The organism is Bradyrhizobium sp. Mp27 (assembly GCF_029953005.1).
In the GTDB taxonomy this organism is placed as follows: Bacteria; Pseudomonadota; Alphaproteobacteria; order Rhizobiales; family Xanthobacteraceae; genus Bradyrhizobium; species Bradyrhizobium barranii.
In genome coordinates this window covers 1-12,221 of sequence record NZ_JASAUS010000181.1, presented here as the reverse complement: position 1 = coordinate 12,221, position 12,221 = coordinate 1, and the positions used below count along the sequence as shown (strand labels likewise).

General features: G+C 62.7%; 7 protein-coding genes. 4 read left to right on the top strand and 3 right to left on the bottom strand.

Annotated elements, in window-relative coordinates; genetic code table 11:
• Positions 1–108: 108 nt before the first annotated feature.
• Together QJT78_RS43655 and QJT78_RS43650 are read right to left on the bottom strand one after the other, a co-directional pair.
• Complete coding sequence (locus QJT78_RS43655) at positions 109–1,293, bottom strand: ABC transporter substrate-binding protein (protein ID WP_240537749.1); 1,185 nt, start codon at positions 1,291–1,293, stop codon at positions 109–111.
• Between the two features lie 328 nt (positions 1,294–1,621).
• Positions 1,622–2,722, bottom strand: a complete 1,101-nt coding sequence (locus QJT78_RS43650) for an FAD-dependent oxidoreductase (protein ID WP_028152086.1) — start codon at positions 2,720–2,722, stop codon at positions 1,622–1,624.
• Between the two features lie 225 nt (positions 2,723–2,947).
• Between QJT78_RS43650 and QJT78_RS43645 the strand changes: the two genes are divergently transcribed.
• A complete protein-coding gene (locus QJT78_RS43645) occupies positions 2,948–4,837 on the top strand; it encodes a peroxidase family protein (RefSeq protein WP_049807949.1) in 1,890 nt (629 codons plus the stop codon).
• Between the two features lie 87 nt (positions 4,838–4,924).
• Here QJT78_RS43645 and QJT78_RS43640 read toward each other — a convergent pair whose 3' ends face one another.
• Complete coding sequence (locus tag QJT78_RS43640) at positions 4,925–6,142, bottom strand: SMP-30/gluconolactonase/LRE family protein (protein WP_028152087.1); 1,218 nt, start codon at positions 6,140–6,142, stop codon at positions 4,925–4,927.
• A gap of 304 nt (positions 6,143–6,446) precedes the next feature.
• Between QJT78_RS43640 and QJT78_RS43635 the strand changes: the two genes are divergently transcribed.
• From QJT78_RS43635 to QJT78_RS43625, 3 genes are all read left to right on the top strand, one after another.
• Positions 6,447–6,692 carry a hypothetical protein gene (locus QJT78_RS43635; RefSeq protein ID WP_028152088.1) on the top strand — a complete coding sequence of 82 codons (246 nt, stop codon included), beginning with the start codon at positions 6,447–6,449 and terminating at the stop codon, positions 6,690–6,692.
• A 488-nt stretch (positions 6,693–7,180) separates the two neighbouring features.
• Positions 7,181–9,991, top strand: coding sequence for an Ig-like domain-containing protein (locus QJT78_RS43630; RefSeq protein ID WP_080586768.1), 2,811 nt, complete (start codon positions 7,181–7,183; stop codon positions 9,989–9,991).
• Positions 9,992–10,414: 423 nt separating this feature from the next.
• Complete coding sequence (locus QJT78_RS43625; protein ID WP_038944920.1) at positions 10,415–11,977, top strand: 2-isopropylmalate synthase; 1,563 nt, start codon at positions 10,415–10,417, stop codon at positions 11,975–11,977.
• Positions 11,978–12,221 lie beyond the last annotated feature (244 nt).

Sequence of the window (12,221 nt, the reverse complement as noted above, 5' to 3'; positions counted from 1 at the left end):
TGGCGGGCGTGGCGTTCGCGGTTGGAGGTGATGGGGTTGGCTTCGCAACCGAATCCTACGCCGCATCAGCGCTTTACCCCTCAGGCGCACTCTTACGAATAAGACGGGCTAGTTGCTGAGCTTGATGAAGCTCGGGAACTTGACGTCGACCTTGGCGACGTCCTTGGGCCAGACCGCGCTCTGCTTGCCGTCCTGCCATTGCAGCATCAGCCCGGTGATCAGGCCCTTGCCATATTTGATCGAGTGGGTGAACGGATCGTCCTTGCCGTAGAACTGGACGCGGCCGATCGTGCCTTCCCAGTCGGTCTTCTCGAGCGCGGCGACGAGCTTGTCGGCGTCGCTCGAGCCGGCGCGCTTCACCGCGTCGGCGATGTAGTAGACCTCGTCATAGGCGGTGTAGCCGGCATAGGAGGGATAATTGCCGAACTTCTTCTTGAAGTTCTCCGCGAACGGCACCGATTTCGGCGTCACCGCGACGCCGGGCCCGGAGACGCCCTGATAGAGCACGCCTTCGGCCGCCTGGTTGGTGTCCTTGCCGAAGGTCTCGTTGGTTGCCTGCGAGGAGATGCCGAACATCGGGATCGGCACCTGTTGGTTCTTCCACTGCACCGTCGGCTGCACGCCCACATGGGAGATGCCGGTGATGATCACATCGGGCTTGGAGCCCTCGATCTTGTTGAAGATCGGCGTGAAGTCGGTCGTATCGGGCGAGAAGCGGATGTGGTCGAGCACCTTCAGCCCGATCTTGGGCAGGCATTCCTCGTAGCCGACGTCGAGCGGTTTGGTCCAGGCGGCGTCCTCGCTCATGATGACCGCGGTCTTCATGTGCATCCTGTCGACGAGCAGGTCCTTGGCGCCGTCGCAGACCGAGAGCGCCAGCGCGGCGGATGTCAGATAGCCGTGGAAGGTGTATTTGTTCTTCTCGTAATCGGCGTGGACGCTCTTGCTGATCTCGTTGGAGGCGGCGCCCGGCGTGACGAACGGCGTCTTCAGCCGAGAGGCCCAGGGCTCCAGCGCCAGCACGACCTCGCTGATATAGCTGGCGATGACCGCGTTGACCTTGTCCTCGTTCACCGCGCGTTGGAACGCACGCACTGAATCCGCCGAGGAGGAGTGATTGTCGTAAGAGATGATCTCGATCTTGCGGCCGTCGACGCCGCCATTGGCGTTGATCTCGTCGGCGGCAAGCTGCGCGGCCTGTGGAATGGAGGCGCCGGCGATCGCCTGCGCTTCCGCGATCACGCCGATCCTGAGGGGATCGGCTGCAAGTGCCGCGCCTGACGCTGCCATCATCGCGCCTGTCGCGGCCGCACCGAGCGCTATTCGCAATGCAACAGAGAGTCGTTTTTTCATGTTGTTCTCTCCCTTTGAACAGGCCTCTTGTGAGCCATTATGTCGCAACTATAACGGCGACGGCATTCTCGGCAAGTGAAACCGCGTTCAGGATTGGTAGAGACGGACTAAAGTCTAGCGCTGCGCAAATTGCGGGCAGGATAGGTGCGAGACACCCATGACGCGCGCAGGCATGCAGATTCTGTCGGCGGGCATGCGTGAGCGTCGAAGCCTTGGCGTCGAAGCCTTGGAGCGTGCGGTAGCCTACAAGACGAGCAGCGATGCCGGTTCAGCGCGCTTGCAGCAACGATGGATTGAGCGGCCTCAATCGGGCCGCATCGAATGGCGACAAGTCTACACGCGCCGCATCCTTGGCGATCAGCTGCGCCAGCGCTTCGCCGGTGGCGGGCGCATTGAGGATGCCCCAGACATTGTGCCCGGTCGCGACATAGAGGCCTTCGCTCTGCGGCACCTTGCCGATCAACGGCAGGCCATCCTCAGTCACCGGTCGGAAGCAGGCCTGCCGCGCGATGATCTTTTCTGGACGAAACAATGGCGACAGCCGTTCGCACATGATTTGCAGGCGCGCGATCGCATCGACGTCCGGCGTCACGGCCGCCGGATCGAGCGGCAGCGGCGCGATGTCCGAGAGTGCGGTGATATGCGTGCTGCCGTCGGCGCGTGGAAAGACCTCGATCGACACGGCGCTGCCATCCTCGTCATACTCCAGGAACAACGCATCGGCCGGCACGTCGGGGCCGATGTCGTACACGATGCTCGGGCTGCGCTGGCCATAGACGGCGGGCAGGCGCATCCATTGCGCGGCGAGCAATGACCATGGTCCCATCGCGATCACGACAGCGTCCGCCTCAACGAGACTGCCTTCGACCTCGACACCCTTCGCGGTCGTGCCATTCGCGTCGCGCACGATGCCCGTGATGCGGCCAACGCGAAGCTCGGCGCCTTGAGCGACTGCCGCGTTCATCACAGCCGAGGTAAATTTGCGGGGATGAACGATCGCGGTCGTCTGCGTCGTACCGATGCGCTGCGCGATGACGACGCCGTTGGCGAGCCAGCCGAGCGCGGATGGCGCATTCCGGCGCGGATCGCCGTCGGAAGCAACAAAGCCGCTATACGCGGTCATCGGGCGATAGCCCCAATCGCCGGCGATCTCCTCCGCCAGCTGCGCGTGAAGCGCAAAGCTCCGCCGCGCGAGTGCGTCGAGCGGCGAGCCAGCGCACCAGTCACGCGCCAGAAAGCCGCCGGCCTTGCCGGAGGCGGCGGCTGCGACCTCGGTCCGTTCGACCACGACGACGTCGATGCCGCGGCGACTGAGAAAATAAGCGGTGCAGGCCCCGATCACGCCGCCGCCGCAGATCACAACGCGCATGGCTTGTTCCTTGGATAGTGCTGCGCCGATGTGCGCAACATCGCCTGTTCGGCACGATCGTTCAGGCCAAGATTGCCGCTTCGCCGCTAGAGGTGCAATTCTGTCGTATATCGAATGTCGTCACTCAACGATCATGCGAGCGTCATAAAGAATCACAAAAGCGTCATGCCGCAAGCGGCCAATGGAGCAGGCGCTGGGGCGGACACTCTACGGGGAGGGTAAACCATGGCGCTTAGATTCCGCAGCATCGACGGCTCCAACAACAATCGTGCGGATCCCACCTTGAACCAGGCCGACACCGACTTTGCTCGGCTGGGGCCGGCAAATTTCGTCGATGGGGTCAATGAAATGACGCCAGGTCCGAATCCGCGCGAGATCAGCAACATTGTCGTGGCGCAGACGGATATTGGCGATGACGAGGAAGGCCCGCATCTGGTGGATGACGCCGGCGTCGCGCTGTCAGGCATGATGTATGCGTGGGGCCAGTTCATCGATCACGATCTGGATCTGCAGAAGGAGGGCACAGGCACGGATGATATCTCGATCAAGGTCCCGGCTGATGATGAGTTTCTGCCGCCCGGCAGCATGATCCCGTTGACGCGGGTGGCGATCGATCCTGCGACGGGGGTCACCGGGCATCCGGCAGCCGCGATCAATACGGTGACGGGTTGGCTGGACGGATCGCAGATCTACGGTTCCGACGCGGCCACCGCAGCGAGCCTGCGAACGGCCGACGGCCATATGAAGGTGTCGGCGGGAGACAATCTCCCGATCGTCGAGACCGAGCACGGCAACGTCTTTGCGGCCGGTGACGTACGGGCGCAGGAGAATCCCGACCTGACCGCCTTGCAAGTCTTGTTTGTGCGCGAGCACAATTACCAGGTCGATCGACTGCACGAGGACCATCCGAACTGGAGCGGCGACAAGCTATACGAGACGGCCAAGGCCATCACCACGGCCGAGATGGTCAACATCACCTACAACGAGTTCCTGCCGCATTTGTTGGGCGAGGACGCCATCAAGCCGTACAACGGCTATGATCGCACGGCGGATGCGCGGATCACCGAAGAGTTTGCCGGTGCGGCCTTTCGCTTCGGTCACTCCATCGTCTCCGACGAGATCAGTGCGACCAGCAATCTGGGTGCCTTTACGTCTGAGCAGACGCTGGCGCAATCGTTCTTCGAAGACACGGCGACTTTCAAGGCGACTGGTGCGGATGGCCTGCTGCGGCATCTGGCGGGGGACCTGGCCAACCCGCTGGACGCTCACATTGTCGATGGCTTGCGAAACCTCCTGTTCGATCCTCCGGACGGCATGGATCTGGCAGCGATCAATATCCAACGCGGCCATGATCTTGGGCTGGGTACATTGAACCAAACCCGGGAGGCGCTGGGGCTTGCGCCTTACACCAGCTTCGATCAGCTCAGCTCTGATCCGGCGACGGCAGCAGCGTTCGAGAAAGCCTATGGTGCGATCGATGCCGTCGATTTGTGGGCCGGTGGATTGGCTGAGGATCATGCGCCAGGAGCCGTCATCGGGCCCACCTTCGGCATAATCATCGCCGACCAGTTCGCCGCTTTGCGCGACGGCGATCGCTACTACTTCGAGAACCAGGGCTTCGATAAGCAGACCCTGAATGAGATAAAGAACACCACGCTGTCGGACCTCATTCTGCGCGACACCGATACCACTGCGATGCAGAGCGATGCCTTCGTCGCCACCGAGCGGCACAGCGGTACGCTGGGCGGCGTAGACCCGACCGGAGAAGAGGCTGCAGCAGGCATGGCGCAGCTTGTGGTCGGATCTCCCGGCAGGGATACCCTGACTGGCGGAGATCTGGATGACACGCTGGTCGCCGCGGGCGGCCGCATGACCATGACCGGAGGTGCCGGTGCCGACACATTCGAATTCGACCTTGGTGTTCTCGTAGGTAAGCACAACACCGCGGTCATCACCGACTTCGATCCCAAACAGGACAAACTGCAGTTTTCGAACGACGTTCACGTCACGAAATCATCTGACCATCATGGCGGAACCCTGTTGCAGGTCGGCTCCGAGACCATCGACCTGCTGGGCGTGAAGCCGCATGAGATGCATCATCACGAATGGGGATAATGCTGGGTCGCTTCAAACGAGCAATACAGCATCATTCGGCGCCGGCGAGGCACGCCGGCGCCGTGTCGTGATCCGGCTCGTCCCGCGTCAGCCTGGGCCGGCACCTTGCGTCGCCGTATACACCGCGTAGAGCGACTGGCTCGCGGCCATGAACAGGCGGTTGCGCTTGGGACCGCCGAAGCAGACGTTGCCGCAGACTTCCGGCAGGCGGATGCGGCCGAGCAGCTTGCCTTCGGGCGACCACACCGTCACGCCGCTATAGCCGACGGCGCGCCCGGCGTTGCTGGAGGACCAGACATTGCCGTTGACGTCGCAGCGCACGCCGTCGGGCCCGCACTTCACACCGTCGATCACGCAGTCGCTGAACTTCTTGAGGTTGGAGAGCTTGTTGTCGGCGCCGACGTCGAACACGAAGATCTCGCCCTTGCCGCCGGGTCCGGTGTCGCCCGGTCCCTTGCCGGTCGAGGCGACGTAGAGTTTCTTGTAGTCGGGTGAGAAGCACAGGCCGTTGGGATCGGGCACCTGGTCCTCGGTGACGACGAGGTCGATGCGGCCCGAGGGATCGATGCGATAGCAGTTGGTCGGCAGCTCGCGCTTGCCCGGCACGAAGCCGGCCGGCTGTCCGATCCGCGGATTGAGCTTGCCGCCTGCATTGCTCGGGCCGCCCGCGACGTCGGGCTCGCCTTCATAGAGCTGGCCGCCATAGGGCGGGTCGGTGAACCAGTAGCTGCCGTCGGGATGCGCGGCGACGTCATTCGGCGAGTTCAGGCGTTTGCCTTGATAGGAATCCGCGAGCACCGTGGCTGTGCCATCGTGCTCGTAGCGCGTCACCCGCCGGGTCAGGTGTTCGCAGGAGAGCTGGCGACCCTGGAAGTCGAACGAATTGCCGTTGGAATTGTTGGAGGGCGTGCGGAACACGCTGACGCGGCCGTCGTCCTCGGTCCAGCGCATCTGCCGGTTGTTGGGGATGTCGCTCCACAACAGATACCGGCCCTGCGCGCTCCAGGCCGGGCCTTCGGCCCATAACAGGCCGGTGTAGAGGCGCTTGATCGCGGTGTTGGGCTGCGCCAGATCGTTGAAGGAGGGATCGACGGCGATGATGTCGGGGTCCCAGAAATAGGTCGTCGGCGCGCCGTTGGGGCCGAAATCGCGCGGCGGGGTGGTGATCGTTGTTGGCGGTGCGGCAGGTCCGGTCTGGGCCAGCGCGGGGCCGGCTACGGTCGCCGCAGCGCCGAGCGCAAGTCCCCGCACGAGTGTTCGTCGTGAAAGCGCAGCATCCTGGTCACGCTGCTCTGGGCGTTTCATCGCGTCCTCCCGGTTATGTTCGGCTGGCCGGTTGATCCGGCCGAGCGGGCGGAGGTTAGTCCGGTCCGCGGCCGGTTGCGAGGGGCAGGTACGCATCCTCCGCGCGATGGCAGGCTTGCGAAGGCTGGAACGCGGCGGCATTGCGGCGAGGCGAGGGCAGGAGCGGCAATTCGTCCCGGTCTAGTCGTTCGGGCCTGCCGTCGGGCTTCTTGCTGTTGACCGGTGCGGTTTTTGGGACGTGTCAAGCCTTGACCTCACGCACGATGATGGCAGAACGTTTCCGGGGTATCAGCCGGAGTTCATTGTGTTAGCCGTTGTTGCACTGGTCATTGCGCTCGCCATCGCGTTCGCCGCCGGCTATTTCACCCGCGATCTCGCCTCCCGCAAGCGACGGGCGGAGGCGCGCCGCTGGCGCGAATATACCGAGCCGGGCTGGCTCCGCGCCGCCGCACCTGCCAACACCAACGAGGCTGCCCCCGTCGCCACCGGCGAACTCGGCCAGATGCTGGACCGCTGGGAGAGCAGGGCCCGCGCCCGCCGCGCGGGATAGCGGCAATCGTCGTAGCCTGGATGGAGCGAAGCGTAACCCGGGGACAGTCTTCCCGCATATCGTCCCGCTGACGCGGACGACTAACTCCATCTCTCTTCTCATTCCGAAGCGCGAACTACGATGCGCAATTGGCGCATCTGAGGCCCGCATGCGCGGGATCAGAAGCGCGTCGATGTGCCTCGCCCGCCCTGATCCATCCGTCAGGCGAGAGCTGTCTGGCCTTCATGTAACAGACATATCATTATGCAACATAATTTACGAGGTAAATTTTCCTAAAGTCGGAATTTGAGCCGGCGCTGCATGCCTGAGGCCGAGAGAGCAGCCGGCTGCAATTGCTGAGTTGCCCGGATCAAACCGGGCAACTCGAGTTTCGATTTAGGCCACTCCCGCGATCGATTGTCACATAACGATCTGCAGGTGTTGTTATGTGTAACGCTACCTTTGGTAGGTCTGAACAGTCGTATATATCGGCAGCGGAGCTCTGACGCATGGCAATCCCCGTAGTGAAAGTCAGTTCTGAATTCCTGGTCAATACGCAGACCCTAAGCAGTCAATCGTCTCCGGCCATCGCCGGTCTCGGGAATGGCGACTTTGTCGTCACTTGGCAGGACTTCAGCGGCACGCTCGGAGACGCCAACGGGTTCAGCATCAAGGCGCAGATTTTTGCGGCCGACGGTAGCAAAATCGGTTCCGAATTCCTGGTCGATACGCAGACGGCCAGTCACCAGGTCTCGCCGACCGTCGCCGGCCTCGGCAATGGTGGCTTCGTCGTCACCTGGCAGGACTTCAGCGGGACGCTTGGGGATAGCAGCAGCACCAGCATCAAGGCGCAGCTCTTCGCCACTGACGGCAGCAAGGTCGGGTCAGAATTTTTGGTCGACACTCAGACGGCAAGCTACCAGCAGTTCCCAACGGTTACGGGCTTGAGCAACGGCGGCTTCGTCGTCACCTGGCAAGACCTAAGCGGCACCCTCGGCGACGCCAGCGGCACCAGCATCAAGGCACAGGTCTTTGCCGCCGATGGCAGCAAGGTTGGTTCGGAATTTCTGGTCGACACGCAGACGGCGAACAACCAGACCGTTCCGACGGTCACCGGTCTTGGGAACGGCGGCTTCGTTGTCACCTGGCAGGATCTGAGCGGCACCCTCGGCGACGCCAGCGGCACCAGCATCAAGGCGCAGGTCTTCGCCGCCGATGGCAGCAAGGTTGGTTCGGAATTCCTCGTCGACAAGTATACGGACGGCAATCAAGTCGTTCCGACGATTACCGGCCTCGCCAATGGCGGCTTTGTCGTCACTTGGCAGGACAACGCCTTCCTCGTCGGGGTGCAGGTGTTCAACAGCGACGGTACCAAGATCGGCGGGGAATTCCAATTCGCAGGCGGTGGATCTCATTCTTCTCCCACCGTCACCGGCTTGAGCAACGGCGACTTCGTCGTCGCATGGGATAACGGCACCGACATCCAAGCGCAGGTATTCGCAGCTGACGGCAGTAAACTTGGCGGTAATTTTCTCATCAATACCCAGACGGCCGGCAACCAAACCGTTCCGAAAATCACCGCACTCGGCAACGGCGGTTTTGCGGTGACCTGGCAGGATGACGGCGGTACGCTGGGCGACACCAGCGGCACCGCAATCAAGGCGCAGGTCTTTGTCTGGGATACGATGCCGCCCGCTGCGCCGGTGATCGCCAATGCATCCGTCGTTGGCGGTATCGTCAACGCGGCCCATGACACGGCGGCGCAGGCGCTGAGCGGCACCGCGGAAGCGGAAAGCACCCTCAACATCTATCTCAACGGATCGGCGACGCCGTCCTACGTGACGACGGCGGATAAAAACGGCAATTGGAGCGTCAACATCGGTCACCTTGCCGATGGCAGCTATTCCTACACCGCCGTTGCCACTGATCTGGTCGGCAACCGGAGCGCCGCAAGCGATCCGCTGACCTTTGTCGTCGATACGGTCCCGCCGGTCCTCGCCATCACGTCCATTGTCCGTGGTGCCGGCGGAACCGCCACGGTGAGCGGCACGATCGACCTTGCTGACGCCGGCCGAACGATCACGCTCGCTGACATGACGTTTCCCTTTGCGTCGAATCCAACTATGTGGAGCGTGACGACCACGGCCGATGCGAACGGACACTGGAGCATCAGCGGTGTGCCGGTGTCGGTGTTCAGCAACAGTCCAGCCGTCTATGCTTACGATGCGGCCGGTAATCCCGGCCTGTCTCAATACGTTTACACGGCGTCCTGGGGCAACGGAGCGGTGCTCGGCGACGGTCTTCGACAGTACGTCTACGGGCTCTCCAGCGGTTGGGGGATCGCGAACGGCGCGCAACAGAATGTCTATGCCGGCGGCCTGGCCGACGGTGCAGTGATCCGCGGCACCCAGGTCGTTTGGGGCGCTGCCAACAATACGACGATCTACAGTGGCACGCAATTCGTGTGGGGCTCCAGCGCCAGTACGACCATTTATTCCGGCGGCGCGCAGTATGTCGGCGGCACGGCTGCCAGCACGACCATCAATTTCGGCAACCAAACCATTTATGGCGGCGCCAGTGCGAGTAGCACCGCGGTGCACGGTGGCAGCCAATCGGTGTACGGTACGGCCGATCAGACGACGGTCGATAGCGGCGGCTTCCAGTACGTCTATGGCCGCGTCACCAACACGACCATCAACTCCGGGCGGCAGAACATCTACGCCGACGGCATTGCCATCGGCACGACGGTGAATGCCGGCAATGTTCAGATCGATTGGGGAACCGCCATCGACACGACGATCAACGGCGGCTCTCAGATTGTGTGGGGCTCCGCCACCGGCACGAGGATTTCTGGCGGGGTGCAGTATGTCGGTGGTACCGTCGCCAACACGACCGTCGATCATGGCGAGCAGGACATTTACAGCGGCGGTACGGCCAGTGACACCACCATTAACGCGTATGGTGTCGTGCATCTCGCTGCGGGCGGCTCGATGCACAACGTGACCTTCGGAGCGCCAATCGCAAGACTTGAACTGGCTCAATCATCGGCATTCTCGGGAACGATTTCCGGCTTCCAGGTCGGGAACAAGATCAATCTCGATGACATGGCTTATGATGTTCACATGCATCCAAGCTATGTGACGAATGCGGACCACAGTGGGGGCACGTTGACCCTCTCGGATGGCGTCCATACGGCAACGCTCGCATTGCTCGGACAATACACCGCCGCTGACTTCGTGGTCGGTCAGGATGCTGCAGGCACCTACCTTGCGACTACCCATCAGGCCCAGCCCCTGCTCGCAACGCCGGTTCAGGTTTAAGAAGGGGAGGTCGGCGCGGTCTGCGAACTGGACGACACCGGCGGCAGTCGCGTGTGATTAGGTCACCTCTACTGACCATCTTTTGGCGTTGCGGTTGCAGCCATTTCTCGTCTAGAAACGGCGCATCGAGCCTCCCGGCAACCAACCGTCAACGGTTTTGACCGAGGATTTGAGGGCTCAAAAGGGTCTGGCAATGCTGATTCGCGGCCAAATCGATGGGATTTCGGGGGAGGTGGCTCTGGCCGCCGCCACGATCCCGGCCGCGCTGCTGCCCACCCTCCTGATTGGCGGCCTTCTTCTTACTTGCCCCTGAGGGCCGGCTGGGCGCCATGCGCCTGGGCGCTCAGGGGTTGGTCAAGATCACCGGACACCTCAAGCGCCCAGCAGACTGACGGCGCAAAAAGCTCATAAAGGAATTTTGCAATGGCCCCCGTGAACAAGTCCGACAAGGACCGCGTCATCATTTTCGACACCACGCTGCGCGACGGCGAGCAGTGCCCCGGCGCCACCATGACCTTCGAGGAGAAGCTCGAGGTCGCCGAGATGCTGGACGATATGGGCGTCGACGTCATCGAGGCCGGCTTCCCGATCACCTCCGAAGGCGACTTCCAGGCTGTCAGCGAGATCGCCCGCCGCTCCAAGAATGCCGTGATCGCCGGCCTGTCCCGCGCGCACCCGGCCGATATCGACCGCTGCGCCGAAGCGGTGAAATTCGCCAAGCGCGGCCGCGTCCACACCGTGATCGCGACCTCGCCGCTGCATATGCGGGTGAAGCTGAACAAGACCCCGGAGCAGGTGCTCGAGACCTCGGTCGCGATGGTCGCACGCGCCCGCAACCAGATCGACGACGTCGAATGGTCGGCCGAGGACGGCACCCGCAGCGAGATGGACTATCTGTGCCGCATCGTGGAGGCCGTCATCAAGGCCGGCGCCACCACGGTGAACATCCCCGACACCGTCGGCTACACCACGCCCGACGAATACACTCAGTTCATGAAGACGCTGATCGAGCGCGTGCCGAATTCGGACAAGGCCGTGTTCTCCGTGCACTGCCATAACGACCTCGGCATGGCCGTGGCGAACTCGCTGGCCGGCGTCATCGGTGGCGCGCGCCAGGTCGAGTGCACCATCAACGGCATCGGCGAGCGCGCCGGCAACGCCGCGCTGGAAGAGATCGTGATGGCGATCAACGTGCGCAACGACAAATTCCCGTACTGGAACAAGATCGACACGACGCAGCTCACCCGCGCCTCGAAGGTGGTATCGGCGGCGACCTCGTTCCCGGTGCAGTACAACAAGGCGATCGTCGGCCGTAACGCCTTCGCGCATGAGAGCGGCATCCACCAGGACGGCGTGCTGAAGGACGCCTCCACCTACGAGATCATGCGGCCCGAGATGGTCGGCCTGAAGCAGTCCTCGCTGGTGCTGGGCAAGCATTCCGGCCGCCACGCTTTCGTGCACAAGCTGGAGGAGATGGGCTACAAGCTCGGCCCGAACCAGCTGGAAGATGCGTTCACGCGGATGAAGGCGCTCGCCGACCGCAAGAAGGACATCTACGACGAGGACATCGAGGCGCTGGTCGACGAGGAGATGGCGGCGTCGCACGACCGCATCAAGCTGACTTCGCTGACCGTGATCGCCGGCACCCATGGCCCGCAGCGCGCGACCATGAAGCTCGACGTGGACGGCCAGATCAAGATCGAGGAGGCCGAGGGCAACGGTCCTGTCGATGCGGTGTTCAACTGCATCAAGCGCCTGGTACCGCACGAGGCCAAGCTGGAGCTGTACCAGGTCCACGCCGTCACCGAAGGCACTGACGCGCAGGCCGAAGTCTCGGTGCGGCTGTCCCATGACGGCCGTTCCATGACGGCGCGCGCAGCGGATCCGGATACGCTGGTGGCATCCGCCAAGGCCTATCTCGGCGCGCTGAACAAGATCGTCATGAAGCGCCAGCGCGACACGGTGACGACGGCAGCGGCGAGCTGAGGCTTCATCCTCTCCAGTTCATCGGCAAACGCGGCGCCCTCGGCGCCGCGTTTTTCGTTTGGCACGCGATCCCGTTATGCGGGGGTGCATCGCAATAAATATGTTATTAACATGTCATGTTAACGTTCCATTAACCGTAAGCGCGTATTTTACCGCACAGGCTACGCGCGCGGCTGGCCGCGGCGTCGCGTGACGCCGGGCCCCAGCAGTGTCATCGGAACGGCTTGGTTGACCTGAGCGTTCG